Source organism: Streptomyces sp. NPDC046303, assembly GCF_055588085.1.
In genome coordinates this window covers 38,153-63,674 of the sequence record NZ_JBVJFA010000034.1, presented here as the reverse complement: position 1 = coordinate 63,674, position 25,522 = coordinate 38,153, and the positions used below count along the sequence as shown (strand labels likewise).

Sequence of the window (25,522 nt, the reverse complement as noted above, 5' to 3'; positions counted from 1 at the left end):
AGCCTTCCTAACGCCGGTAGAGCCAGCCGGCGACGGCATGGCCGACGAGGACGTACACCACGGCCGCCACGCCGTAGCCGAACACCACCTGGACCCACTGACGGCTGAACGTGAACAGGTCGTAGGACCAGCCGGCCAGCCAGGTGGCGGTGTCGTGGACGAACTCCACCAGCTCGTTGCCCCGGTTGGCGTCGAGCAGGTACAGCAGGATCCACAGGACGATCACGAAGGCGAGGATGTCCGCCACCAGTGCGACGGCCCGGCCCGCCTGACTGCTTCCCCGGGCGTGTACTCGGGTGTGCGTATGTGAGGGCATGTGGCGCGTCTTGCCGCTCGGGCGCGCCACAAACCCGAACGGGTCCCTCCGGTGGTGCGGTCGCGGGGCCGGGGTGAGGCTGCGGGGGACGTCCCACTCCCCGGAGGACACCGTGTCCGTACCCACGACCGTTCGATTCCGCCGCGCCCTGACGGCGGTGGTTCTGTCCACCGCGCTGCTGGCCGGCGCCACCGCCTGCGGCAGTGCCGGCGGTGACAGGGGCCAGCGCGAGGAGGTCTCCTCCGCTTCGGTGGCGGAGCTTGCGGCGCTGGCGGCCGCCGAACCGGCCGCCGTCGAAGCCGATGAGGCGGCCGCCCCGACGCCCTCGCCGAGCACGACCGCCGAGAAGCAGAAGTTCGCCAAGACGCGTTTCGTGGCCAACGCCGGGCTCGCGGCCGGGGCCACGTACCAGTGGATCATCAAGCCGTACCGTGCGGGCAAGTTCAAGAAGGGCGCCGACGGCCGTACGTTCGCGCTCATCAAGGCCGGGCTCGCGGGCGCCTTCGCGTACAACCGGCTGAAGGCGGCCGCCGACAACGCCAAGGGCGACCCGCTGCTGTCGAAGGCGATGGGCCCGCTGACGGCCGGCATCGAGTCCCTCAAGGGCCTGGGCAGCAAGCTGCGCAAGGGCGAGGCGGGCGACGCCGACATCGACGCCTTCAACAACGTCGTCAACGGCGTCAAGGAAGCCGGCAAGAGCGCGGGCGCCGAGGTCACCGACAAGGTGCCGAGCGTCTCCCAGCTGGGCGGATAGGGCGACGCGGTCCGGGCCCGGCGGCCTGTTTCAATGGTCGCGTGATCGAGATCGTGGTGGCCGTCCTCGCCGCCGTGGGAGCCGGATGGCTGCTGCGGCGCAAGCACCTCGCGCGGACGGCCGCCGGGCCCGCGCCCGGCATCCCCTGCATGGCCCGCCACCCCGCGGGCGAGGGCCGCTGGCGCCCTGGCCGGGTGTATCCCGGCCAGGGCGCGGCCCGCTGGGTGCCGCGGCGCGGTGAGCCGGTACTCCTGCCCGGCGGCCGGGCCACCGGGGTGCGGGCCCCTTCCGTGAGGGAGGGCCTGTCCATCAACCCCGGCTCGCGGATCGTCGGCTGCGCCTACGAGGGCGGGACGATGGAGATCGCCGTCATGCCGCTGGACCTGCGCGAGCTGCTGGCGGCGGTCTCGCAGGCGGACACCGCGTCCTAGTCCTAGTCCTAGTCCTGCAGCGACGCTCCCTGACGTTGTGGCCTCTGGTGGCCTCCCCTGCCCCATGGGATCATGTGCCCTGGAACCACTCGAAGGGGGCGTCATGTCCCGTATTGAAGAAACCATCGATATTTCCCGTCGCCCCGACGAAGTCTTCTCGTACCTGACGGATCCGCATCACATCGCGGAGTGGGAGGAGAGCGCTGTAGCGGTGCGCACCCTGAGTGAGGGGCCGGTCGGCGTCGGCTCTCGCTTCCAGGTGAAGCGGCGGCTCGGGATTCTGAAGATCCCCATGACCATGGAGGTCATGGAGATCGACCCGCCGCGCAGCTGGCACTTCCACGGCGTCGACGGCCCGGTCCGCGGTGACCTCCAGGGCAGGATCGAGCCGCTCGACGACGGCAAGCGGACCCGGCTGACCCTGTCCGTCGACCTCGAGCCGCACGGCATCGGCAAGGTCCTCGTCCCGCTCGTGGTCAAGCCCATGGTCCGCAAGGAGATTCCGCGGGACAAGGTGCACGCCAAGGAGCTGCTCGAGGCGGGCGCGTAACTTCCCGGACACTGCCGGGCCACGCCCGCCGGCTCGATGAGGGGTCAGATCAAGCCACGCCCCGAGCGCTCTCCCGTCACTCTCCGCTGGTGATCCTTTACTGTGTGCGGTGCACTGACACGCCCTCACACAGGAGATCCCCGCATGGAGCGCAGCCGCACCGCCCTGAGGATCCGTGCCGTACTCGCCGCCATGGGCGTCACCGCCGCACTGGCGGCGGCCCCCTCCGCGCAGGCCGCGGCCCCACCCGCCCCTGCCGGTGCGAGCGTCGCGAACGCCGCCTCGGCTGCCGCTCCGCCCGCGCCCTGCACCGGTGAGTTCGAGGGCGACAAGCGGCTCGGCCCCAAGTTCCTGCCGAAGAAGTGGCAGGAGCCCGTCGGCCCGCTCGTCCACCGCTACCACCGCACCGGCGCGCTCTCCTCCGCGGACTTCCTCAGGAAGTACTGGGAGGGCCCGGCCGACACCGGCAGCTGGAAGTATCCGCCGAACGACGGCTTCGCCGAGGTCAACGGCCAGGTGGACAAGGCCCCCGAGCTGCTGGAGGCGGGCGAGCGGCTCGACCGTTTCGGGTCGGAGTTCGGCTCCTACCTCGCCCCGGCCGGCGATCCGTACGCCAAGCGCGCGCTGCCCCCGCAGAACCTGAACACCCGGGACGCGGCCTTCCCCTGCGACTACCACCTGTACGAGGTGACCCGGTCGTTCGTCGTGTGGGAGGGGTCCATCGCGCCCTGGTTCGAGCAGCCCGGCGGCGGCCGCCAGATCAAGCTCGACGCGGCCTTCCTGAATCCGGGCGAGGGGCAGCGGCTCAACGTCAAGTGGCTGCTCGACAACGGCTACCTGGTGCGCGTCCCCGCGTGACCCCGCCCGACCGAGCGGTGCTGGCCCGGGCGCTTCGCGCAGCCGGAGTGCCCGACGGCCACTACTGGATCGAGGGCGTCCACGAACCGGCGCCCACTCCGCCGGACTTCGTCTACCTCCGGTCGCGGCCCGGCGGTGACGGGTGGGAGACGGGGGTCTACGAGCGGGGCGTCCACGAGCCCGTCGCCGTACATGCCACCGAGGCGGAGGCCTGCGCGCACTTCCGTACGCTGATCGGCCTCTGACCGGTCTCTTGTCGGTCTGCGAAGGGCCGCTAGCAGTTGTTGAGTTCTGCCAGGACGCGCAGCGTGTGCGGGTCGGGGGCGGTGAGGAGCAGGTCGGTGACCGGGCCCCGCCGCCACAGTTCGAGGCGCTCCGCGATCCGCTCCCGCGGGCCGACCAGGGAGATCTCGTCGGCGAACGCGTCCGGGACGGCGAGGACCGCCTCCTCCTTGCGGCCGGCGAGGAACAGCTCCTGGATCCGGCGGGCCTCCTCCTCGTACCCCATCCGGGCCATCAGGTCGGCGTGGAAGTTGCGGGCCGCGTGGCCCATGCCGCCGATGTAGAAGCCGAGCATCGCCTTGACGGGGAGCAGTCCCTCGGCGACGTCGTCGCAGACCTTGGCCCGGGCCATCGGGGCGATCATGAACCCGTCGGGGAGGTCGGCCAGCGAGGCCTGGTACGCGTCCGTGCGGGTCGGCGACCAGTAGAGGGGGAGCCAGCCGTCCGCGATGCGGGTGGTCTGGGCGATGTTCTTCGGGCCCTCCGCGCCCAGCAGGACCGGCAGGTCCGCGCGGAGGGGGTGGGTGATGGGCTTGAGGGCCTTGCCGATGCCGGTGCCGTCGTCCCCGCGGTACGGGTGCTGGTGGAAGCGGCCTTCGAGGGTGACCGGTCCCTCGCGGCGCAGCACCTGCCGGATGACGTCGACGTACTCGCGGGTCGCGGTGAGCGGGCTCGAGGGGAAGGGGCGCCCGTACCAGCCCTCGACGACCTGCGGGCCGGACAGGCCCAGGCCCAGCATCATCCGGCCGCCGGAGAGGTGGTCCAGGGTGAGGGCGTGCATGGCGGTGGCGGTGGGGGAGCGGGCGGCCATCTGGGCGATGGCGGTGCCGAGGCGGATCCGCGAGGTGTGCGCGGCGATCCACGTGAGCGGGGTGAAGGCGTCCGAGCCCCAGGCCTCGGCGGTCCACACCGAGTCGTAGCCGAGGTTCTCGGCCTCGGTGGCGAGGTCGAGGTGGTCCGCGTGGGGGCCGCGGCCCCAGTAGCCGAGTGCGAGTCCGAGGCGCATGTACGTCCCTCCGCGAGACCGACAGCCTTACCTGACGATGCGTCAGGTGACTGTAGGGCAACGGCCCCCCGCCCGGAAGGGCGGGGGGCCGTTGCCGCGGAGCGTCGGGGATCAGCCGCGCTGGATGCCCGAGGTGTCGTTCAGGACGCCGCGGCGGCCGTCCTGGGTCTGGGCGATCAGCGCGGCCGCGCCGCGCTGCTCGACCGCCAGGTACCAGGTGCCCGGGGCGAGTTCGGCGATCGGGGTGGGGGAGCCGTCCTCGGCGAAGAGGGGGCGGGCCACCGGGACGGCGAACCAGAACGGGGTGAAGTCGGCCGCGGGGGCCGGGGCGGCCTCCTGCGGAGCCGGGGTCGGCGTCGGGGCGGGGGTGGGGGTGCCGCCGTACGGGGGGACCGGCTGCGGGGTGGAACCGTACGGCGGCTGCTGCTGCTGCCCGCCCGGGTAGCCGTAGCCGGCGCCCGGCTGGGGCTGGCCGCCGTACGGCGGGACGGCGGCGGGCTTCGGCTCCGGCATCAGGGCGCCGGCGAGCGCCGGGACCTTCGTGCCGAACAGGGCGACGCCGGCCAGGGCCAGGGTCGCGAGGAAGGCGAGGATGGAACCGCCGCCCAGGTCGACCTGGCTCGGGCAGGTGATCAGCGCCCACAGCGCGGCCCAGGCGGCCGAGACGGCGAGCACGGAGCCCCAGGCCGCCAGCGGCAGGCCCAGCACCTTGCGGGTCTCGGGCTGGAAGCGGCCGGCGATCAGCAGGCCGGCGGCGATGAAGCCGATCAGGAAGACGCTGGGGAGCACCAGGCGGTAGGAGTCGGTGTCCCACGCGCTCGGGAGGTCGCCACCGGTGGTGGAGTAGAAATCGAGGAACGAGGCGATGAACAGCAGCACCGCTGCTCCGATCACCACGCCGTCGCCTCGAGTGAGGGAGCGGATGTTCACGTCTTAGGTGTCCTTCTCGGTCTCGGTCGTCTCGTGGTGCCGCGGTCGCAGATCGTTCCTGGAGCGGGGCGGGCGGCACCATGGTACGGAGTGTCCCGCGGCCGAGAGGATCGGGGCTGCGAGCAGTCCCGATCCGGGACTCCCGAGGGGACTACCCGCCGAGGAAGCCTACGATGCCGTCGGCGATGCCCTGCGCTGCCTTTTGGCGCCAGTCCGGACTCGTCAGCTGTGCCGCGTCCTTGGCGTCACGCATGTTCCCGCATTCGATGAACACCTTGGGCTGGGTGGACAGGTTCAGCCCGCCGAGGTCGTCGCGGACGACCAAGCCGGTGCCGCTGCCCAGGTAGTTGGCGGGGGAGGCGCCGGTGGTCCGGGCGAAGTTGCCGGCGATGCGCTCGCCGAGGCGGCGGGAGGGTCCGACGATGGCCGAGGTGTCGGCGGCGCCCTCCTTGACCTTGGCGGGGAGGATGACGTGGAAGCCGCGGCTGCCCGAGGAGACGCCGTCGGCGTGGACGGAGACGACGGCGTCGGCCTTCGCCTCGTTGCCGATGCGGGCGCGCTCGTTGATGCAGGGGCCCCAGGGGCGGTCGGCCTCGTGGGTGAGGACCACCTTGGCGCCCTGGGCCTCGAGGACGCTCCGCAGGCGCAGGGAGACGTCGAGGGTGAACTCGGCCTCCATGTAACCGGAGTTCGTGGTCGTGCCGGTGGTGTCGCACTCCTTGCGGCCCGTGCCGATGTCGACCTGGCGGTCGATCTCGTCGGTGTGCCGGAAGTTGCCGGTGTTGTGGCCGGGGTCGATGACGACGGTCCGGCCGGACAGCGGGCCCTTCGCGGGGGCCGCGGCGGGGGTGGCGGGGGAGGGGGCCGGGGTTTCCGCGGCGGCCGGCTTGGCGTCGCGGCCGTCCGGCCCGGCCCCGGTCAGCGCCTGGGTCAGGACCCAGCCGGCCAGGGCGGTCGGCGCCAGCGCGGCGACCGCGATGACGAGGGTGGAGCGGCGCGTGAACCAGGGCCGGTGGTCCGGCCCGGCCGACGCGGCGGCTTCGGGGCGTGGGGGGCTGTCGTCGTTGCGCACGCCGCGATGCTAGACCGCGTCCCGCGGGCGGATCCGGACCGTGGGCCATCCGGGGGCGTGGTGTGCTTATACGCCCGGGTCGTGGCGGTACGGGGCCTCGGGCCTTGGGCCTGTCTTGGCCTGGCCGGGGGTGGGGCGGTGCCGCTCCGGAGTGCCTCCTCGGCTCGGGCAGGGCGGCCGGGCTGCGCGGGTGGGGCCCTGGGTCGCGCGCTCGCCCTGCGGGGACCCGACCCTCCTGCGCGTCCCCGCCCCACGGCCGGCTCCGCATGGGGGCGGCTTGGGCCTCGTGGCCCGGGCGGGGGAGCGGGGGCGCGCAGGGACGTCCCCGCAGGACGAGCGCGCAACCAGGGTTCAGCGGCCGGGCCGAGGCTTCGTGCGCGAGCCGAGGAGACGTCCCGGAGGGCCCCCGCGGACGGACCGGCGGACCGATCCCGCTCGGGGGGCAGCCCCGGGAGGGGGGCGGGCGGACCGATCCCGCTCAGGGGACAAACTCGGGAATGGGGCCGGTGATGCGACTGCGCTTGGGGGCAACCCCCGGAACGGGCCGGCGGAGCGATCCCGCTCGGGGGACAAGTCGGGAGGGGGCCGGCGGAACGGTCGCGGCCAGGGCGACAACCCGGGATGGGGCCGGCGGGGCGATCCCGGGTAGGGGACCAACCCAGCCCCGCCGGCGATTGAGGCGGAGGGGGGCGGGAGCGGCCGTCGGAGCCTGGGATTCGGCGGAGGCCGAGTGGACCGGCTCGGCCAGAGCTAGGGGCGGGCCTCCGCTGACGTGCGGCGCAGCACCCGCAGGGAGTCGGTCACCGAGACCTCCTCGAACGCGCCGGAGGCCACCGCGCGCAGGTAGATCCGGTACGGGGCCTGGCCGCCGTCGGCCGGGTCGGGGAACACGTCGTGGATGGCGAGCGTCCCGCCCTCGGCCAGGTGCGGGGCCCAGCCCTCGTAGTCGCCGGTGGCGTGCTCGTCGGTGTGGCCGCCGTCGATGAAGACGAAGCCGAGCTTGCCGCCCCAGGTGGCCGCGACCTGCGGGGAGCGGCCGACGATCGCGATCACGTGCTCCTCGAGACCGGCCCGGTGCAGGGTCCGGCGGAAGGTGGGCAGGGTGTCCATCAGGCCGACCTCCGGGTCGACGACCGTCGGGTCGTGGTACTCCCAGCCGGGCTGCTGCTCCTCGCTGCCGCGGTGGTGGTCGACGGTGACCGCGGCGACCCCGGCCTCGCGGGCGGCGTCGGCCAGCAGGATCGTCGAGCGCCCGCAGTACGTCCCGACCTCCAGCAGCGGCAGCCCCAGCGCCCCGGCCGCGACGGCCGCCTCGTACAGGGCGAGCCCCTCCCGTACGGGCATGAACCCCTTGGCCGCCTCGAAGGCGGCGAGGGTCTCCGGCTTGGGGCTGGCCATGGTTCCTCCGACGGTGAGCGGTGTGTGGCGGCCCATGGTGCCCTACCGGCTGGTAGCGGGCTACGGCCGGGTCTCCTTCGCCCAGCCGAGCCGGCCACCGGGGCCGCTCAGCAGCGGGCGAGCGTGCCGCTCTTCAGGGTGGACTTCTCGCTGAACAGCCAGCCTTCGGTGTTCGTGCCCTCGATGCGGGAGTAGATCCACTTGTTGCCGTGGGCGTTGGCGACGTAGCAGTGGTAGTAGACCTTCGTGCCGGACTTGAGCGCCGTCACATAGGAGCACTCCGCGTACGGGCCGGTGTACAGGTGGGTGTCCTGGGCCGCGTATCCGTAGCCGTTGCTGCGGTTCTCGTGGGCCCAGCCGGTGCACGCCGTCGACACCGGGGTGGGCTCCTTCACCGTCGGACCGGGCTTGGTCGCCGGAGCGGCGGGCGGCGAAGCGGCCGGCTTGTCACCGGCCTTGCCGGGCGTCGCCGGGGGGCTCTTCTTGGGGGACGCGCCGGGAGAGCCGGCGGGCGGCGGGGTGCTGTCCGCGGCAGGCCGTTGGCCGCCCGCCGGGGAGCCGGCGCCGGACGGCGTCGCCTGCGCCCCGTTCGCGTTCGTGCCGCCCTCTTCGCCGGTCAGGGCGTAGGTGATTCCGCCGCCTGCGGCGAGGAGCACGACGGCGGCCGCCGATGCGATGAGGGTGCGGCTGCCCCGCCGTGCGCGACGGGCGGTGGACCGGCTCGTCGCGGGAGAGGGGATCGCGCCGGGGCCCATGACCGGCGCCCCGGGCACGGGGTGGCCTGCCTGCGGGGGCTGAGGCTGCGGGGTGGGCGGGGGGAACATCGGGGGGCCGAACCCGGGGGGCGGCGCGAAGGCGGCCCCCGCCGCGGCCCCCGCCGCGGGAGCAGGAGCAGGAGCGGGAGCAGGAGCAGAGGCGGGGACAGGGCCGGCGGCGGGAGCCGGGGCGGCGGCGGTCGTGCCGTGCACCGGCCGGCCCGAGGCGACGCGCTCCAGCATGTCGCGCGCCTGGTCCGCGGTGGGCCGGTCCTCCGGTTCCTTCGCCATCAGCGCCCTGAGCACCGGCGTGAGCGGTCCCGCCCGGCGGGGCTCCGGCAGCGGCTCGGTGACGATGGCCGACATCGTGGACCACGCGGAATTGCGGCGGAACGGCGAACTGCCCTCCACAGCCGCGTACAGCGTCATGCCGAGCGCCCAGATGTCCGACGCGGGACCGGGCTCCCTGCCCTGCGCGCGCTCCGGGGGCAGGTAGTCGAGGGAGCCGACGATGTCACCGCTGCGGGTCAGCTTGGCCATGGCGTCGTCGCCGGAGGTTTCCATGGTGGCGATGCCGAAATCGGTGAGGACGACCCTCCCGCCGTGCTCCAGCAGCACGTTCGCGGGCTTGACGTCCCGATGCAGTACGCCGGCCCGGTGCGCGGCGTCGAGCGCGTCCATCAGCGCGGCGCCGATCGCCGCGGCCTCGTGCGGCTCCAGAGTGCCGCGCTCCGTCAGCAGGCCGTCGAGCGAGGTGCCCTCGACGAGTTCCATGACGATGACCGGCAGGCCCTGCTCCTCGGTCACGTCGTGCACGGTGACCACGCCGCTGTGCCGGATGCGGGCGGCGGCCTGCGCCTCCCGCTGCATCCGGGTCCGCAGACCGGCCAGTTCGGCTGCGGAGGAGTCGTTGAAGGCGCGCAGGACCTTGACGGCGACCTCGCGGTTCAGCAGTTCGTCCACGGCCCGGGCGACCACTCCCATGCCGCCGCGTCCGATCACGGAGGTCACGCGGTAGCGGCCCCCGAGGACCTTGCCCGTCAGCTCTCCGCCATTCGCTTCCCCCGTCGTCACCGCTCGCTCCGTTCGCACCCGTTCGTCATCCATCCACCAGCGGCCTCAAGGGTAGAGGCAGGCGCGCGAGGGGAGTCCGGCGGCCTTCCGGCGGCAGGACACGTCGTCAGCCGACCACTGTCCGACCACTGTCCGACATCCGACCGCAATCTGACCTTCCGTCAGATTGGAACGTGTTCTAGTCTGCCGCGCATGGGCATCGGAATCACGCAAGAGCACCGGGAGTTGGCCGAGGCGGTGCGCGGATGGGTGGCGCGGGCCGTCCCGCCCGAGGAGGTGCGCAAGCTCCTCGACACCCCGCCGCAGACCGGCGCGCGCCCGGCCTACTGGGACGCGATGGGCGCGCAAGGGCTGCTGGAACCGCACCGGGAGGGCGGCACCCTGCTCGACCTGGCCGTCGTCGTCGAGGAGGCCGCCCGGGCGGCGCTGCCGGGGGCGTACCTGCCGAGCGCGCTGGCCTCCGTCCTGCTGGACCGGGCCGGGGCCGAGCCGCTCGAGGGCAGGGTCGGGGCGGTCGCCCTCGGCCCCGGGAGCCTGACCGCCGTCGCCGTCGAGGGCGGCGGGTACCTGCTCGACGGGACCGCGCCCCCGGTGCTCGGCGCCGGTGAGGCCGACCTCGTACTCCTCGCCGCCGAGGCCGCGCACGGCACCCGCTGGTTCGCCGTGGACGCCGCCGCGCTGGACATCCGTACGCACGAGAGCGCCGACCCGACCCGGCCCACCGCCGAGGTGCACGCGCTCGGGGTCACCGCCGCGCCCGGCCGGGTGCTCGAACTGGACGCGGCCCTGGTGCGGGACCTGGCCTGCGTGCTCTTCGCCGCCGACGCCTGCGGCACCGCCGCCTGGGCGCTGCACACGGCCGCCGAGTACGCCAAGGTGCGCGAGCAGTTCGGCCGGCCCATCGGGCAGTTCCAGGGCGTCAAGCACCTGTGCGCCGACATGCTGGTCCGGCTGGAGCAGGCCAGGGCGCTGGCCTGGGACGCGGCGCAGGCGATCGACGAGCCCGCGGAGGTGCGCTCGCTGGTCGCGGCGCTGGCCGCCGGGACCGCGCTGGACGCCGCGTACTCCTGCGCGAAGGACTGCATCCAGGTGCTCGGCGGGATCGGGTTCACCTGGGAGCACGACGCCCACGTGTACCTGCGCCGGGCCCTGGTCGCCCGCCAGCTCCTCGGCCCGGGGGACGGACACCGCGTACGGGCCGTGCGGCTCGCGGCGGCGGGCGCCCGGCGCGAGCTGCGGCTGGAACTCCCGCAGGAGAGCCTGCGGGAAGCCGCGGCGTACCGGGCGAGGGCGCGGGCCGCCATCGAGGACGCGCGGGGGCTCGACCCGGCGGCCGCCCGGCGGATCCTGGCCCCCACCGGCTACGCGGCCCCCCACCTGCCGGCCCCCTACGGCCTGGGAGCCGGACCGGTCGAGCAGCTCGTCGTCCAGCAGGAGCTGCGCGCGGCCGGGGTCACGCTCTCCGACCTGGGCATCGCCACCTGGGTCGTGCCCTCGCTCCTCGCCTACGGGACGGACGCGCAGCGCGAGGCCCACCTCCTGCCGACGCTGCGCGGGGACGTGACCTGGTGCCAGCTCTTCTCCGAACCGGGGGCGGGCTCCGACCTGGCCTCGCTGCGGACGAAGGCCGAGCGCGCCGAGGACGGCTCCTGGAGGATCAACGGGCAGAAGGTGTGGACGAGTTCCGCGCACAGCGCCGACTTCGGGATCCTGCTGGCCCGGACGGACCCGGACGCCCCCAAGCACCAGGGGCTCGGCTACTTCGTCGTCGACATGAAACGAACGCCCGGCATCGACGTCCGGCCGCTGAAGGAGATCACCGGCGAGGCCCTCTTCAACGAGGTGTACTTCGACGACGCGGAGCTCCCGGCGGACGCGCTGGTCGGGGCGGCCGACGGCGGGTGGAAGGTCGCCCGCAACACCCTCGGCAACGAGCGGGTCCACATGGCCGACCAGATGACCTTCGACACCGGTCTGGAAGCCCTGATCGCCCGCTCGGCCGGGCTCGACGGGGCGTACCGGGCGCGGATCGGGGCGCTGGCCGCCGAGGCGCACGCGCTGGCCTGCATCGGGCTGCGGACCACGCTCCAGCAGGTGTCGGGGCTGGAGCCGGGCGCGGGTGCCTCCGTACGCAAACTCGTGCAGACCCCGCACCAGCAGCGGACCGCGGAGCTCGCACTCGAACTGCTGGGTCCGGCGGGCGCGGTGCGGGAGGGGGCTGGGGAGCGGGCGGTGCACGGGATGCTCATGTCCCGCTGCCTGACCATCGCCGGGGGCACCACGCAGGTCCAGCTCAACGTCGTCGCCGAGCGGATCCTCGGCCTTCCCAGGGACTAGGAGTTGTCGGGCATGAAGTCGTACATCGTGGGCGTCGGCATGACGAAGTTCGAGAAGCCGGAGTCGAGGGACTGGCAGTACTGGGACATGGCCGAGGAGGCCGGGACCGCGGCGCTGGCGGACGCGGGGGTGGACTACGGGCTGGTGGAGCAGGTGGCGGCGGGGTACTGCTTCCAGGCTTCCACGGCCGGCCAGCGGGCCGTGTACGAGCTGGGGCTGAGCGGGGTCCCGGTCTACAACGTGAACAACAACTGCGCGACGGGCTCGACGGCGCTGATGATGGCGCGGCAGTTCGTCGCGGGCGGTCTGAACGACTGCGTGCTGGCGCTCGGCTTCGAGAAGATGAAGCGGGGCGCGCTGGGCGGCGGGGCGGACGACGGCGACTTCTCGACCTCGCCGGTGGCCCGGCACTACGGGATCATGGCGGCCCGGCACGGCTTCGAGATGTCCCCGCCGACCGCGCAGATCTTCGGGAACGCGGCGCGGGAGCACATGGAGCGGTACGGGACCACGCCCGCGCAGCTGGCGGCGGTCGGTGCGAAGAACCACCGGCACTCGGCGAACAATCCGAACGCGCAGTTCCAGGACGTGTACGCGGTGGAGGAGGTGCTGGCGGCGAAGGAGATCCACGCGCCGCTGACGAAGCTGCAGTGCTCGCCGACCTCGGACGGGGCGGCCGCGGCGCTGGTGGTGTCGGAGCGGTTCGTCGTCGCGCACGGGCTGCACGACAAGGCGGTGGAGATCGTCGCCCAGTCGATGACGACGGACACGGAGGAGTCCTTCTCGTCGGGCTCGTGCATCGACGTCGTCGGCAAGCCGATGACCGCGGCGGCGGGGCGTGCCGTGTTCTCGGCCTCGGGGCTCGGCATCGACGACGTCGACGTGATCGAGCTGCACGACTGCTTCTCGATCAACGAGCTGCTGACGTACGAGGCGCTGGGCATGTGCGAGGACGGGGCCGCGGGCAAGCTGGTGGAGAGCGGGGCCACGACGTACGGCGGGCGCTGGGTGGTCAACCCCTCCGGCGGGCTGATCTCCAAGGGCCACCCGCTGGGCGCGACGGGGCTGGCGCAGGCCGCGGAGCTGGTCTGGCAGCTGCGGGCCGAGGCCGGGCCCCGCCAGGTCCCCGGAGCCCGGGTGGGTCTCGCCCACAACATCGGCCTGGGCGGGGCGGCGGTGGTGACGCTGCTCAGGCGGTAGCGCCCGCGGCCGCGACCTGGTGGAGCTTTCCGGTCAGGGCGCTAGGGGGTTTCGAGGCTGGGGTCGACCACCGTTTCGCCCATCGAGGCGCGGCGGATCGCGTCCGCGAGTTCCTCGATGGGGCCGTCGCGCAGGACCAGCCCCGCCGCCCCCGCCGCCAGGACCGAGGCGGACAGGCCCGGGTGTGCGGATCCGGTCATGACCAGGACCCGGCACTCGGGATCCTCCGCCAGCAGCGCCGGTACGGCAGCGGCCTCCTCCACCAGCGCCACCACCGGGCGGGCCGTGGCCGAGGACACCACCTCGATGTCGGGCTGCAGTCCGAGCCGCAGCGCGAGAGCCGGGTCCGGCGGGTCCAGCAGGACCCGCAGGGAGCGTGCCGGACGGTGGTGCACGGGCATTTCCTCCACGCGCGAAGGCTACGGGCAGCGCTGCCCCGACCGGTACGCAACACGCGCCACCCCGGCTTGATCTGACGTGAAGTCAGCAGTCTTCCCAACTGCTGGGGTGTGCGTTATACATTCCTTCACCGGTCCTAGAACGCGTTCTAGTACGTGAGTACGTGAATACGTGAGTACGTGCCCTGCGGGCCGGTCCCGCATACGACCTCGGTGCGGCCGACGGTGCGGACGGCCGCACCGAGGTCTTCCACGGCCCCCGTTCTCCACGACAGGGAGCAGCATTCCCATGCCGATCGATGCCGCCAAGGCCCTCGCCGCCGAACCCCGCCGGGGGGACATCGGCTGGGACCACAAGGACATCCAGCTCTACCACCTCGGCCTCGGCGCCGGTACGTCCTCCAACGGGCAGCGCGGGGCCACCGACCCCGACGAACTGCGCTACACCCTCGAGTCCAGGCTCCACGTCCTGCCCAGCTTCGCGACCGTCGCCGGCGCCGGCATGGCCATGCTCGGCGGCCTCGGCCAGCCCGGCATCGAGGTCGACCTCGCGAGCGTCCTGCACGGCGGCCACTCCATCGAGCTGCACCGGCCCATCCCCGTCAAGGGGCAGGCCACCTCCAGTTCCAGGGTCGCCGCCGTCTACGACAAGGGCAAGGCGGCCGTGATCGTGCTGCGCTCCGAGGTCGCGGACGCCGACGGGCCGCTGTGGACCAGCGACGCGCAGATCTTCGTACGGGGCGAAGGCGGGTTCGGCGGCGAGCGCGGACCCTCCGTCCGCGAGGAGCTGCCCGAACGCGCCCCGGACCGCACCGAGGAACGGACGATCCGCGAGGAGCAGGCCCTGCTCTACCGGCTCTCCGGCGACTGGAACCCCCTGCACGCCGACCCCGAGTTCGCGAAGACGGCCGGCTTCGACCGGCCGATCCTGCACGGCCTGTGCTCGTACGGAATGACCCTCAAGGCCGTCGTCGACACGGTCCTCGGCGGGGACGTGTCGCGGGTCCGCGCCTACCGCACGCGCTTCGCCGGGATCGTCTTCCCCGGCGAGACCCTGCGCATCCGGATGTGGCAGGAGACCGGCCGCGTCCTGGTGGCCGTGAGCGCCGCCGACCGCGACGACGCGCCGGTCCTCGCCGACACCGTCGTCGAACACTCGTAGCACTCACAGAAGGAGCCGCACCGTGCGCGCAGCACTGCAGAGCGAGATCGGCCAGGACAAGCTCGAGGTCGTCGACGACATGGAGGCCGTGGGCCTCGCCCCCGGCAAGGTCAAGATCCGGATCAAGGCCACCGGCCTGTGCCACTCCGACCTCTCCGCGATGAGCGGGATCCTGCCGCAGCCCGCCCCCTTCATCCCCGGGCACGAGGGCTCCGGAGTGATCTCCGACGTCGGCGACGGCGTCACGAGCCACCGGATCGGCGACCGCGTCCTCGTCTGCTGGCTGCCGCCGTGCGGCCACTGCCCGTCCTGCAAGCGCGGCCAGGGCCACCTGTGCCTGGAGAGCCTGGTCAACGCGGGCACCCCCAACTTCCGCCGGGCGGGCGGCGACGTCTTCGGGTTCGCCGCGACCGGCACCTTCGCCGAGGAGCTCGTGGTCGACGCCGCGTGCGCCGTCCCCATCCCCGACGACGTGCCCTTCGACATCGCCGCCCTCATCGGCTGCGGGGTCACCACCGGCCTCGGCGCGGCCATCAACACCGCCAAGGTGGAGGCCGGCTCCTCGGTCGCCGTCATCGGCTGCGGCGGCGTCGGCATATCCGTCATCCAGGGCGCCAAGGTGCAGGGCGCCGCCCAGATCATCGCCGTCGACCCGGTGGAGTCGCGGCGCGAGGCGGCCCTGCGGTTCGGGGCCACCGAAGCGGTCGCCCCGGACGCCTTCGACGACGCCAAGAACCGGATCACCGGCGGAGAGGGCTTCGACTACGTCTTCGAGGTCGTCGGCAAGTCGGCCACCGCGCAGACCGCGTACAAGATGACCCGGCGCGGCGGCAGCGTGGTCGTCGTCGGCGCGGGCGCCATGGACGACACCTTCCAGATCGACATGTTCTCGCTCTTCTTCGACGAGAAGAAGATCCTCCCGTCGATGTACGGCGGCGGCGACGTGCTCCGCTCCTACGAGCGCACCATCGCCCTGTGGCGGGCCGGCCGGGTGGACCTGGCGGGCCTGATCACGCACCGGGTGCAGCTCGCCGAGATCAACGACGCCCTCGACCAGATGCGTACGGGCGTGGCCCTGCGCACCTGCATCGAACTCTGACCCGTTCCACCGATTCCGAGGGGAACCGTACGGATGTCACTGCCACTTGAGGGGCTCAGCGCCATCGTCACGGGCGCGGGCCGCGGGCTCGGCCGGGCCGAGGCGATCGAACTCGCGCGGCTCGGCGCGAGCGTGGTCGTCAACGACTTCGGCCAGCCCGGCCGGGACGGCTCGGGAGAGGCCTCGGCCGCCCCGGCGGAGGAGGTGGCCGCGGAGATCCGCGCCGCGGGCGGGCAGGCCGTCGCGCACCTGGGTGACGTGGCCGACTTCGAGCAGGCGCGCGAGCTGGTCGAGCTGGCGGTCGGCAGCTTCGGCAAGCTCGACATCCTGGTCAACAACGCGGGCATCCTGCGCGACCGGATGGTCTTCTCCATGTCGGAGGCGGAGTGGGACTCGGTCATCCGGGTCCATCTCAAGGGCCACTTCAACACCACGCACTTCGCGTCCGCGCACTGGCGGGAACGGTCGAAGGCGGCGGGCGGCCCGGTCTACGGCCGGATCGTCAACACCTCCTCCGAGGCCTTCCTCGGCGGCTCGGCCGGCCAGCCCAACTACGCGGCGGCCAAGGGCGGCATCGTGGGGCTGACCACCTCCACCGCCCTGGCCCTGGCGAAGTACGGGGTCACCGCCAACGCCATCTGCCCGCGCGCCCGCACCCGGATGACCGAGGACGTCTTCGCCGGCTTCCAGGTCCCCGAGGAGGGCAAGCTGGACGCGCTCGCCCCCGAGCACGTCTCCCCGCTCGTCGGCTACCTGGCCTCACCCGCCGCGGCCAAGGCCAACGGGCAGCTGTTCGTCGTACACGGCGGGATCGTGGCCGTCATGGAACGCCCCAAGGTGGCCGCGAAGTTCGACACGACCAAGGAGGCCTTCTCCTACGAGGAGCTCGACGAGGTCCTGACCCCGCACTACGCCTCCCGTCCCGCGAACGAGACCTTCGCCGCGACGGAGGTGCTGGGCCTCAAGCACGACTGAGCGGAGCCTGCTGGAGCGGCACCGGGCGGGGCGCGGGCGGCGGTCCCGGGTCCACGCGGACCGGCGGGGGAGGGGCGAGCGGAATGCTCGACACGACGACCCCGCAGGGCACTTCGGGGGTCGCGTACGGCAGGCGCAGGCGGCCCTCCGGGCTCCACAGGCCCGTACCGCCCAGCCAGCCCCGGGGCGCCGGGAGCCGGAACACGTGCCGGTCGGCGGGGCGCCACAGGCCGATGCCGCCCTCCCCCGACGGGCCCAGCCGCAGGGCCACCCCGCAGGTCTCCGGCATCAGCGCCTGGCCCGGCTGGACCGCGAACGGGGTCGCGTCCAGGTGGCGCAGGCACTCCGGGAAGCGGACCGGCAGGGAGCTGCCCAGCACCCCCCACCCGAGACGCGTCTCACCCGGTGCGTCGGAGCGGATCAGCAGCAGCCCGCTGTCCGGGTCGGCCAGCAGCAGCCGGTCCTCGCTGTCCTCCGCGATCTGGAGCAGCGGGGACACCTCGCCGCCGCGCTCCAGGTCCACGGCCACGGCCTTGGCGGTGCCGTCCAGCTCGCGGTCCAGGGACAGCAGCCGGCCCGTCCGGTCCAGCCACACGCCGCCGGAGCAGCGGCCCGGCACCCGGGCCACCCGCTGCGGCCCGAAGGCGCCCCCCGCCACCTGCCAGACCGTGGTCCCGGCCTCGCCCGAGGCCAGCGCGAAGGCGCCGCGCCCGTCGGGGGACGGCGGCAGCAGCCGGACCCGCACCCCGTCCTCCTGCTCCACCCCGCCCAGCTGGAGCTCCCCGGTGCGCGGTCCCGCCGCGGCCCCCGTCGGATAGAGCAGCGCGAAGGCGTGCCGCTCCGCCACCCGGCGGTGGATCAGCACCCGCCCGTCGGCCAGCGGCAGCACCTCGCTGTCGGCCTCTTCGGGCTGCCCGAGCGGCAGCGGCACCGCGTACGGCTCGGGTCCGGCCAGGGTCCAGCGCTCCGCGTAGAGCGCCTCGCCGTCCCCGGCGAGCCGGGCGGCGTACGCACCGTCCGCGGCGATCGTGAACGGGGCCGTGTTCGTCGTTGCGATGGCACAGACACTCATCCGTGCGTCACCTCCGGGAGGAAGCTAGTTTTCGGACTTCCTGCCGAACAACACGACCAACCCCGCTTCACACATACGGGTGGCCGGGTGGCGGTTCCCCTGAGGGCGGGGAGGCGGTTGTGCTGCGCGAGATCGGGACGTTTAGGGTGGGGAATTGGTTAGGGGTGCCTAACTCGACCCGGCCGCCCCGGTCCCCCCACCCCAGGAGTTGTGACATGTCCTTCCGACGCCGCGGAACCGCCGCCGTCGCCCTCGCCGCTGCCGCCGCGCTCGTCCTCACCGGCTGCGGCGGACAGGACGACAAGGCGGCCGAGGACAAGGCCCCCGCCGGAGGCGGCGACAAGAAGGCCGTCGCCCAGGGCGGCAAGGAGTTCGGCGAAGCCGCGCAGAAGACGGCCGTCTTCGGGACCACCGCCGCGGCCGGCCAGTTCCCCCGCACCGTCACCCACGCCATGGGCTCCACCGAGCTCAAGGCCGCCCCCCAGCGCGTCGTGGTCCTCGACGTCGGCGAGCTGGACAACGTTGTCTCCCTGGGGATGCAGCCCGTGGGCTACGCGCCGTCCGAGGGTGACGCGGGCATTCCCGAGTACCTGAAGAAGGACGCGGGCGAGCCCAAGTCGGTCGGCACGATCAACAACCTCAACCTGGAAGCCATCAACGCGCTCAAGCCCGACTTGATCCTCGGCAGCCAGCTGCGCGCCGCGGACAAGTACGACGCCCTCTCGAAGATCGCCCCGACCGTGTTCTCCATCCGCCCCGGCTTCCCGTGGAGGGAGAACTACCTCCTGAACGCGGCCGCGCTCGACAAGACCGCCGAGGCCAAGGCCAAGCTCGACGCCTACCAGGCCAAGGCGGCCAAGCTCGGCGCCGACCTCGGCGAGAAGAAGCCCACCGTCACGATGCTGCGCTACATGCCGGGCAAGACCCGCCTGTACGCCGGGGCCTCCTTCATCGGCACCGTCCTGAAGGACTCGGGCATCCCGCGCCCGCAGAACCAGCAGGTGGAGGACCTCGCCGTCGAAATCAGCCCGGAGCGGATGGACGAGGCCGCCGCCGACTGGATCTTCACCGGCGTCTACGGGGCCAAGGACAAGACCAAGCGCGACTCCGCCGAGGCCAACCCGCTGTGGAAGGGCCTGGAGGCCGTGCAGCAGGGCCGCGCCAAGGACGTCCCGGACGAGACGTGGTACCTCGGCCTCGGCGTGACCGCCGCGGACAAGGTCCTCGACGACCTGCGCGGCTTCCTCGTCACGTGACGAGCCCCCCGCGGGCCGGCCGGTGCACGGCCGGGCCGTGGGGCGGGCGCCACGGACGGTAGCCTTGGCCCGTGCCCCGTCTCTCTGAAGTCATCGCCGCGCTGGACGCTCTCTGGCCCCCCTCGCGGGCCGAGCAATGGGATGCCGTCGGCACCGTCTGCGGCGACCCCGACGCCGAGGTCTCCCGGGTCCTGTTCGCCGTGGACCCCGTACAGGAGATCGCCGAAGAAGCCCTCACGCTGGGTGCCGACCTGATCGTCACCCACCACCCGCTCTACCTGCGCGGCACCACCACCGTCGAGGCCGGCACCTTCAAGGGCCGCGTCGTGCACACGCTGATCAAGAACGACATCGCGCTGCATGTCGCCCACACCAACGCCGACACCGCCGACCCCGGGGTCTCCGACGCCCTCGCGGGCGCCCTGGACCTGCGCATCACCGGCCCGCTGGTGCCCGACCCCACCGACCCCGCGGGCCGCCGCGGCCTCGGCCGGATCTGCGAACTGGACCACCCCGAGACGCTGCGCGAGTTCGCCGCGCGCACCGCGGCCCGGCTGCCGCAGACCGCCCAGGGCATCCGCTTCGCGGGCGACCCGGACGCCCTGATCCGCCGCGTCGCCGTCAGCGGCGGCTCCGGCGACAGCCTCTTCGAGCAGGTCCGCGCCGCCGGCGTGGACGCCTTCCTGACCGCCGACCTGCGCCACCACCCGGTCTCCGAGGCCCGCGAGCAGAGCCCGCTCGCCCTCGTCGACGCCGCCCACTGGGCCACCGAGTGGCCCTGGTGCGAGCAGGCCGCGGCCCAGCTCGACGCGATCTCCGAGCGCCACGGATGGGGTCTGCGGACCCACGTCTCGCGCACGGTCACCGACCCGTGGACGGCGCACGCGCCGTCCGTCACACACCCTTCTATCTCTGGAGCCCCCAACTGAACGCCGAGCCCGCCGACCAGATCCGACTTCTCGACGTCCAGGCCCTGGACGTGCGGCTGTCTCAGCTCGCCCACAAGCGCAAGTCGCTGCCCGAGCACGCCGAGGTCGACTCGCTGACCAAGGACCTCACCCAGCAGCGCGACCTGCTCGTCGCCGCCCAGACGCAGGCCAGCGACGCCGCACGCGAGCAGACCAAGGCGGAGCAGGACGTGGACCAGGTGCGCACGCGCGCCGCCCGCGACCAGCAGCGCCTGGACTCCGGTGTGGGCATCTCGGCCCGGGACCTGGCCAACCTGCAGAGCGAGGTCGTTTCCCTGGCCAAGCGGCAGGCCGACCTGGAGGACGTGGTCCTGGAGGTCATGGAGCGCCTGGAGGGCGCGCAGGAGCGGGTCACCGAACTCACCGGCAGCGTCTCCGCCCTGGAGGCCAAGCTGACCGACGCCACCGCGCGCCGCGACGCGGCCACCGGCGAGATCGACGCCGAGGCCGCCAGGATCGCCAAGGACCGCGAGGTCATCGTCGGCTCCATGCCGGCCGACCTGATGGCCCTGTACGAGAAGATCCGCGTCAAGCAGGGCGGGGTCGGCGCCGCGCGCCTGTACCAGCGCCGCTGCGAGGGCTGCCGCCTCGAGCTGGACATGGCCGAGGTCAACGAGATCAAGGCCGCGGCCCGCGACCAGGTCGTGCGCCACGAGAACTGCGGCCGCATCCTGGTCCGTACGGCCGACTCGGGCATCTGATGCAGGGGCCGGTCCGGTTCGTCGTGGAGGCGGACGGCGGCTCCCGGGGCAACCCGGGGCCCGCCGGCTACGGCGCGGTCGTCCTCGACCCGGTGACGGGCGAGACGCTGGCCGAGCGCGCGGAGTACATCGGCGTCGCGACGAACAACGTGGCGGAGTACAAGGGCCTGATCGCCGGGCTCAGGGCGGCGCGCGAACTCGCGCCGGGCGCGCAGGTCCTGGTCCGGATGGACTCCAAGCTGGTCGTCGAGCAGATGTCCGGACGCTGGAAGATCAAGCACCCGGACATGAAGCCGCTCGCGGCGGAAGCGGCGACGATCCTGCCCCGCTCCCAGGTGACGTACCAGTGGATCCCGCGCGAGCAGAACAAGCACGCGGACCGGCTCGCCAACGAGGCGATGGACGCGGGCAAGCGCGGCAGGCAGTGGGAGCCGTCGGCCTCCTCGGCGGCCCTCGACCGAGGGGCCGCTGCCCTGGCCGGGCCTGCGGCCCCGGCTCCGGCTCAGGCTCCGCCAGGGGACGCGGTCGCGGGAGCCGCGGCCGTCCGCGCCGCCCTCGCCACCGGCGGTCGCACGTCCTCCGGCGGTCGCACGTCCTCCGGCGCGGCCGAGGCCGCGGACGTCGGCGCCGCCCTCGCCGCCGGCAGGCGTACGGCGGCCGAGGCCGCGGGCTCCGCCGACGCCTTGTTCGGCGAAGCCGTGGCGTTCGCGCCGGCCCCCGCCGTGGCGGGGCGCGTTCCGGCACCCGCGGCCGACGCGGGTGCGGGCGGCGCCCACGCTGCCGGGCACGCCACGGCCACCGCCCCGGTGGGCGGTACCGGCTGGGGCCCCGACATGGGCACACCCGCCACCTTCGTGCTGCTGCGCCACGGCGAGACCGCCCTCACCCCGCAGAAGCGCTTCTCCGGCAGCGGGGGCAGCGACCCCGAGCTGTCCCCGGCCGGGCGCCGCCAGGCGTCGGCCGTGGCCGAGGCGCTGGCCGCCCGCGGCACCGTCCAGGCGGTCATCAGCTCCCCGCTGCGCCGCTGCCGCGAGACCGCCCAGACCGTCGCCGACCGCCTCGGGCTGCCGGTCACGATCGAAGAGGGCCTGCGCGAGGTGGACTTCGGTGCCTGGGAGGGCCTGACCTTCGCCGAGGTCCGGGAGCGGTTCCCCGACGACCTCCAGGCATGGCTGGACTCCCCGCGGGCCGCCCCCACGGGCGGCGGCGAGAGCTTCACGGCCGCCACCCGCCGGATCTCGGCGACCCGGGACCGGCTGCTCGCCGAGCACGCGGGCCGTACGGTGCTGCTGGTCTCGCACGTGACCCCGGTCAAGATCCTGGTCCGCCTCGCCCTGGGCGCCCCGCCGGAGTCGCTGTTCCGCATGGAACTCTCGGCGGCCTCCCTGTCGGCGGTGGCCTACTACGCGGACGGCAACGCCTCGGTCCGGCTGCTGAACGACACCTCGCACCTGCGCTAGCGCCACCGTACGAAAGCCCCCCGTGCCGTGCGCCGGGGGGCTTTCGTACGGGGCGGCGGTGGCTGTCCGCGCGGGCAGGGCTATGCGCCGCCGTCGCCGTTGCCGCCGCTCCCCTTCACGCCCCGGCGCCGGCTCTTGTCGGCGCTGCGCACCATGCGGCCGAGGCCGAGCGTCACGGTCGCCACGCGGCGCACCCAGAGGGGCCCGCCGCGCTCCGCCCAGACCACGCAGACGGCGCCGCCGATGGCGGCAGCCAGGAGCAGCAGGAGCAGAACGGTCATTTCCCCACCTCATCGTTGTGCCCGAGGCGTCTGGGCCGGGGGGCACGCCTGCCGCGGCATTCCCCAGGGGGAGATGCAGAACCGCCCCGGACCGGAGAGACCCCGGTTCGGGGCGTGGTGGCAGACGAGCCGGCCTGTACGCCGGGTTCTGTCGCCCGGAGACCTCGCGGTCGCCGGGGAGACGGCCATCCATCTAGGACCGGTGTTGCCACCGGCCTCGTGCGGTCTACCCGCGAACTCGGGCGGGCAGCCCTCGAGCGTTCGCGCAGACCCGTCCGGAGACGGATCCTCTTGACCTTGCTCCGGGTGGGGTTTACCTAGCCGCCTGAGTCACCTCAGGCGCTGGTGGTCTCTTACACCACCGTTTCACCCTTACCGGGGACCGAAGCCCCCGGCGGTCTGTTTTCTGTGGCACTGTCCCGCGGGTCACCCCGGGTGGGCGTTACCCACCACCCTGCCCTGTGGAGCCCGGACGTTCCTCGGCGGGATCCGGAGATCCCGACGCGGCCGTCCGGCCGACTCGTCTGCCGTGGTGGCCATGTTACCGGCTGTGCCGTTGAGGCTTGACCTTGACGCAGCGGCAGGGTTTCCACTGGGGCCACGATCACCCTGGAGCTGACCCGGCCGCTGCCCTTCGCCCGCCCGCTGGGGCCCGGGGGGAGGCGCGGACCGTCCGCTTCCACGCCGACGACCCGCGCGCGCTGGTCAGCGCGCTGCGGCGGACCGCGTAGGGAGCCCGTGCCGTCAGGCCGGGGCGAAGAGGACCTTCGCGTAGCCCGGGTCCGCCGCCGCGAGCCGGACCCGGATCCGCTCGCCCAGCGGCAGCTCCCGGGCGGTGGACACGACGCGGCCGACCACCGCCGGGTCCTCCAGGTGGACGGTGCCCTTCAGCGGCTCGTGGTCCTTGACGTCGATCACCGTGGCCTCGAAGGTCTCCCCGACGCGGTCCTTGAGCAGGGCGGCCTCGATGAGGTCCACGCACTCGCGCTCCGCCGAGTTGGCCAGCCTGCCGCCGTCCGCCATCTCCTTCGGCAGCGCGTCGAGCGCCGCCACCGCCCACGGCGGGGGCTCGGCCCCGGCCACCGCCGCCAGGCACAGCTCTCCGGTGTACCGGTCGACGAGCCGGCGCAGCGGCGCGGTGCAGTGGGCGTACGGGGCCGCGACCGCCGCGTGGAGCGCGGGGTCGGGGGTCGCGCCGCCGGTGAAGACGGTGTAGCCGGCGCCGCGCAGCAGGGTCGTGCACTCCTGGAGGAAGGCGGCGTGGGCGGGGCGGTGCGGGTCGAGGGTGCGGACGAGTTCGGCGTACGGGACGTGGTGCGGCCAGTCGATCCGCAGGGCTTTCGCCGCCCGCCGCAGCCTGCCGACGGCGCCGTCGGGAGCGGTGGGGAGGGTGCGCAGGATTCCGGTTCCGGCGGCCAGCATCAGGTCGGCCGCGGCGATGCCGGTCATGAGGGAGATCTGCGCGTTCCAGCCGTCGGCGGGGAGCGGGGCGCGGTAGGCGAGGGTGTACGAGCCGTCGTGCGCGACGACCTCCTGCTCGGGCACGCTCAGGGAGATGCCGCCGCGCTCCGCCTCGAGGGCCTCGCGGAGCCTGCCGATCTCCTGGAGGAGGGCGACGGGTTCCTCCGCGGTGCCGGTGTCGATGGCCTTCTGGACGCCGCCGTAGTCGAGCTTGGCCCGGCTGCGGACGAGGGCGCGGCGGACGTCGGTGGTCTCCACCCGGCCCTCGGCGTCGAGGTCGAGGGACCAGAGCAGCGCGGGGCGGGTCTGGTCGGGCAGCAGGCTGGCCGCGCCCTCCGAGAGCACGGCCGGGTGCAGGGGGACCCTGCCGTCGGGGAAGTAGAGGGTGGTGACGCGGCGGTGGGCCTCGGCGTCGAGCGCGCCGCCCGGGGCGACGAAGGCGGCGACGTCGGCGATGGCGTAGTGGACGCGGAAGCCGCCGCCGGGCCGCCTGGCCAGGTGCATGGCCTGGTCCAGGTCGCGGGAGGCAGGCGGGTCGAGGGTGAAGAAGGCGAGGTCGGTGGAGTCGGTGTCGGGCAGCCGGGGTTCCCTGACGGCCCGCTCGGCCTCGGCGAGCACCTCGTCCGGGAACCCGTCCGGCACGCCCAGCTTCGTCCGCAGTGCGCGCAGGGCGGCCCGCAGGGCAGCCCCGTCTGCGCCGGTGATGTGCATCTGGCGGCGTGGCATGGACCGAGCGTAGGCCCTGGCCGGGCGGTTCGCGCGGTTCGGGCCCGTCCGCCGGGGCGTCTACCCTGGCTCGGGGGCCGCATCCCCTGCGACGTGTCGTACCGAAGGAGATCCACCGTGCTCGTGCTGCTGCCGCCGTCCGAAGGAAAGGCCGCCGGCGGCTCCGGCGCACCCCTGGAGCCGGAGTCGCTGTCGTTGCCCGGTCTGGCCGCGGCCCGTGCGGGGGTCCTGGACGAACTGGTCGAACTGTGCGCGGGCGACGAGCTCAAGGCGCGCGAGGTGCTGGGCCTGAGCGAGGGCCTGCGCGGCGAGGTCGCGAAGAACGCGGCGCTGCGGTCGGCGCCCGCGCGGCCGGCCGGGGAGATCTACACCGGTGTGCTGTACGACGCGCTGGGCCTGGCCGACCTGACTCCGGCCGCGCGGGCGCTGGCCGAGGACGCGCTGCTGGTCTTCTCGGGGCTGTGGGGTGCGGTGCGGATCACCGACCGGATCCCGTCGTACCGCTGCTCGATGGGCGTCAAGCTGCCGGGGTGCGGGGCGCTGGGGGCGTACTGGCGGGAGCCGATGGCGCAGGTGCTGCCTGCCGTGGCCGGGGAGGGGCTGGTGCTGGACCTGCGGTCGGCGGCGTACGGCTCCGCGTGGAAGCCGAAGGGGGAGGTGGCGGGGCGGACGGCCACCGTGCGGGTGCTGCACGCGCAGGTGGTGGACGGGGTGGAGAAGCGGTCCGTGGTGAGCCACTTCAACAAGGCGACGAAGGGGCGGCTCGTCCGGGACCTGCTGCTGGCCGGCGCCGTTCCGGCTTCGCCGGCCGAACTGGTCACGGCCCTGCGGGACCTGGGCTACGTGGTCGAGGCGGAGGCCCCCGCGAAGCCGGGCAAGCCGTGGCCCCTCGACGTGGTCGTCACCCAGATCCACCACTGAGCCCCGACGGTGGCGAAAGATTCGGGGCTCCGCCCCGGACCCCGCGCCTCAAACGCCGGCGGGCCTGGATGCGCCCGGC

25 protein-coding genes and 1 other RNA gene are annotated in these 25,522 nt (G+C 73.7%); 15 read left to right on the top strand and 11 right to left on the bottom strand.

All coding sequences use genetic code 11. The annotated features are described in order from the left end of the window. Positions 1–7 precede the first annotated feature (7 nt). Positions 8–316: a hypothetical protein gene (locus ACZ6I1_RS28485; RefSeq protein ID WP_469291781.1), complete on the bottom strand. Its 309-nt coding sequence runs from the start codon at positions 314–316 to the stop codon at positions 8–10. A gap of 112 nt (positions 317–428) precedes the next feature. Between ACZ6I1_RS28485 and ACZ6I1_RS28480 the strand changes: the two genes are divergently transcribed. The 5 genes from ACZ6I1_RS28480 to ACZ6I1_RS28460 all read left to right on the top strand — a co-directional run bounded on the left by ACZ6I1_RS28480 (position 429) and on the right by ACZ6I1_RS28460 (position 3,154). Continuing rightward, positions 429–1,070: a hypothetical protein gene (locus ACZ6I1_RS28480; RefSeq protein WP_469291780.1), complete on the top strand. Its 642-nt coding sequence runs from the start codon at positions 429–431 to the stop codon at positions 1,068–1,070. Positions 1,071–1,111: 41 nt separating this feature from the next. After that, positions 1,112–1,501, top strand: coding sequence for a hypothetical protein (locus ACZ6I1_RS28475; protein ID WP_469291779.1), 390 nt, complete (start codon positions 1,112–1,114; stop codon positions 1,499–1,501). Positions 1,502–1,604: 103 nt separating this feature from the next. Next, positions 1,605–2,051 carry an SRPBCC family protein gene (locus ACZ6I1_RS28470; protein WP_469291778.1) on the top strand — a complete coding sequence of 149 codons (447 nt, stop codon included), beginning with the start codon at positions 1,605–1,607 and terminating at the stop codon, positions 2,049–2,051. 144 nt (positions 2,052–2,195) lie between these two features. Then, positions 2,196–2,909, top strand: a complete 714-nt coding sequence (locus ACZ6I1_RS28465) for a TNT domain-containing protein (RefSeq protein WP_469291777.1) — start codon at positions 2,196–2,198, stop codon at positions 2,907–2,909. Further along, complete coding sequence (locus ACZ6I1_RS28460) at positions 2,906–3,154, top strand: hypothetical protein (RefSeq protein ID WP_469291776.1); 249 nt, start codon at positions 2,906–2,908, stop codon at positions 3,152–3,154. Before ACZ6I1_RS28465 ends, ACZ6I1_RS28460 begins: the two co-directional genes overlap by 4 nt. A 29-nt stretch (positions 3,155–3,183) precedes the next feature. Here the strand turns inward: ACZ6I1_RS28460 and ACZ6I1_RS28455 are convergent, their stop codons facing one another. The 5 genes from ACZ6I1_RS28455 to ACZ6I1_RS28435 all read right to left on the bottom strand — a co-directional run bounded on the left by ACZ6I1_RS28455 (position 3,184) and on the right by ACZ6I1_RS28435 (position 9,426). Then, positions 3,184–4,197, bottom strand: coding sequence for an LLM class F420-dependent oxidoreductase (locus ACZ6I1_RS28455; RefSeq protein ID WP_469291775.1), 1,014 nt, complete (start codon positions 4,195–4,197; stop codon positions 3,184–3,186). 111 nt (positions 4,198–4,308) lie between these two features. Next, entirely contained in the window at positions 4,309–5,127 is an 819-nt protein-coding gene (locus tag ACZ6I1_RS28450) for a hypothetical protein (RefSeq protein ID WP_469291774.1), read from the bottom strand. Positions 5,128–5,278: 151 nt separating this feature from the next. Next, positions 5,279–6,199 carry an N-acetylmuramoyl-L-alanine amidase gene (locus ACZ6I1_RS28445; RefSeq protein ID WP_469291773.1) on the bottom strand — a complete coding sequence of 307 codons (921 nt, stop codon included), beginning with the start codon at positions 6,197–6,199 and terminating at the stop codon, positions 5,279–5,281. Positions 6,200–6,949: 750 nt separating this feature from the next. Then, positions 6,950–7,597 carry a class I SAM-dependent methyltransferase gene (locus ACZ6I1_RS28440; RefSeq protein WP_469291772.1) on the bottom strand — a complete coding sequence of 216 codons (648 nt, stop codon included), beginning with the start codon at positions 7,595–7,597 and terminating at the stop codon, positions 6,950–6,952. 107 nt (positions 7,598–7,704) lie between these two features. Continuing rightward, the gene (locus ACZ6I1_RS28435; protein WP_469291771.1) at positions 7,705–9,426 is read right to left on the bottom strand and encodes a serine/threonine-protein kinase; all 1,722 of its coding nucleotides are present in this window, start codon (positions 9,424–9,426) and stop codon (positions 7,705–7,707) included. A gap of 192 nt (positions 9,427–9,618) precedes the next feature. Here ACZ6I1_RS28435 and ACZ6I1_RS28430 point away from each other — a divergent pair, with 192 nt between their 5' ends. Next, positions 9,619–11,763, top strand: coding sequence for an acyl-CoA dehydrogenase (locus ACZ6I1_RS28430; RefSeq protein WP_469291770.1), 2,145 nt, complete (start codon positions 9,619–9,621; stop codon positions 11,761–11,763). A 12-nt stretch (positions 11,764–11,775) separates the two neighbouring features. Then, complete coding sequence (locus ACZ6I1_RS28425; RefSeq protein WP_469291769.1) at positions 11,776–12,963, top strand: lipid-transfer protein; 1,188 nt, start codon at positions 11,776–11,778, stop codon at positions 12,961–12,963. Between the two features lie 41 nt (positions 12,964–13,004). Here ACZ6I1_RS28425 and ACZ6I1_RS28420 read toward each other — a convergent pair whose 3' ends face one another. Next, on the bottom strand, positions 13,005–13,364 hold the full coding sequence (locus ACZ6I1_RS28420; protein ID WP_469291796.1) for a response regulator: 360 nt from the start codon (positions 13,362–13,364) through the stop codon (positions 13,005–13,007). 286 nt (positions 13,365–13,650) lie between these two features. On the opposite strand from ACZ6I1_RS28420, the gene ACZ6I1_RS28415 reads away from it, so the two are divergent. The 3 genes from ACZ6I1_RS28415 to ACZ6I1_RS28405 are packed head-to-tail and all read left to right on the top strand — an operon-like array spanning position 13,651 to position 16,597. After that, entirely contained in the window at positions 13,651–14,523 is an 873-nt protein-coding gene (locus tag ACZ6I1_RS28415) for a MaoC/PaaZ C-terminal domain-containing protein (protein ID WP_469291768.1), read from the top strand. A 22-nt stretch (positions 14,524–14,545) separates the two neighbouring features. Beyond that, positions 14,546–15,622, top strand: a complete 1,077-nt coding sequence (locus tag ACZ6I1_RS28410) for a Zn-dependent alcohol dehydrogenase (RefSeq protein ID WP_469291767.1) — start codon at positions 14,546–14,548, stop codon at positions 15,620–15,622. Positions 15,623–15,655: 33 nt separating this feature from the next. Next, positions 15,656–16,597, top strand: coding sequence for a 3-oxoacyl-ACP reductase (locus ACZ6I1_RS28405; protein WP_469291766.1), 942 nt, complete (start codon positions 15,656–15,658; stop codon positions 16,595–16,597). On the opposite strand, the gene ACZ6I1_RS28400 is transcribed toward ACZ6I1_RS28405, so the two are convergent. After that, on the bottom strand, positions 16,584–17,669 hold the full coding sequence (locus ACZ6I1_RS28400; RefSeq protein ID WP_469291765.1) for a hypothetical protein: 1,086 nt from the start codon (positions 17,667–17,669) through the stop codon (positions 16,584–16,586). The two genes, ACZ6I1_RS28405 and ACZ6I1_RS28400, sit on opposite strands and share 14 nt — an antisense overlap. Positions 17,670–17,884: 215 nt before the next feature. On the opposite strand from ACZ6I1_RS28400, the gene ACZ6I1_RS28395 reads away from it, so the two are divergent. The 4 genes from ACZ6I1_RS28395 (at position 17,885) to ACZ6I1_RS28380 (ending at position 22,054) form a co-directional block, all read left to right on the top strand. Next, positions 17,885–18,925: an ABC transporter substrate-binding protein gene (locus tag ACZ6I1_RS28395; RefSeq protein WP_469291764.1), complete on the top strand. Its 1,041-nt coding sequence runs from the start codon at positions 17,885–17,887 to the stop codon at positions 18,923–18,925. Between the two features lie 71 nt (positions 18,926–18,996). Next, positions 18,997–19,854, top strand: coding sequence for a Nif3-like dinuclear metal center hexameric protein (locus ACZ6I1_RS28390; protein ID WP_469291763.1), 858 nt, complete (start codon positions 18,997–18,999; stop codon positions 19,852–19,854). Next, entirely contained in the window at positions 19,851–20,594 is a 744-nt protein-coding gene (locus ACZ6I1_RS28385; RefSeq protein ID WP_469291795.1) for a zinc ribbon domain-containing protein, read from the top strand. Before ACZ6I1_RS28390 ends, ACZ6I1_RS28385 begins: the two co-directional genes overlap by 4 nt. Beyond that, positions 20,594–22,054, top strand: coding sequence for a bifunctional RNase H/acid phosphatase (locus ACZ6I1_RS28380; RefSeq protein WP_469291762.1), 1,461 nt, complete (start codon positions 20,594–20,596; stop codon positions 22,052–22,054). Before ACZ6I1_RS28385 ends, ACZ6I1_RS28380 begins: the two co-directional genes overlap by 1 nt. 80 nt (positions 22,055–22,134) lie before the next feature. On the opposite strand, the gene ACZ6I1_RS28375 is transcribed toward ACZ6I1_RS28380, so the two are convergent. The 3 genes from ACZ6I1_RS28375 to ACZ6I1_RS28365 form a co-directional block, all read right to left on the bottom strand. Further along, complete coding sequence (locus ACZ6I1_RS28375) at positions 22,135–22,335, bottom strand: hypothetical protein (protein WP_469291761.1); 201 nt, start codon at positions 22,333–22,335, stop codon at positions 22,135–22,137. Positions 22,336–22,456: 121 nt separating this feature from the next. Continuing rightward, an RNA gene (gene rnpB / locus ACZ6I1_RS28370) (RNase P RNA component class A) lies at positions 22,457–22,858 on the bottom strand. Between the two features lie 221 nt (positions 22,859–23,079). Beyond that, positions 23,080–24,522, bottom strand: coding sequence for an RNB domain-containing ribonuclease (locus ACZ6I1_RS28365; RefSeq protein WP_469291760.1), 1,443 nt, complete (start codon positions 24,520–24,522; stop codon positions 23,080–23,082). Between the two features lie 117 nt (positions 24,523–24,639). On the opposite strand from ACZ6I1_RS28365, the gene yaaA reads away from it, so the two are divergent. Beyond that, a complete protein-coding gene (yaaA, locus tag ACZ6I1_RS28360) occupies positions 24,640–25,443 on the top strand; it encodes a peroxide stress protein YaaA (RefSeq protein ID WP_469291759.1) in 804 nt (267 codons plus the stop codon). The last annotated feature ends 79 nt before the right edge of the window (positions 25,444–25,522 follow it).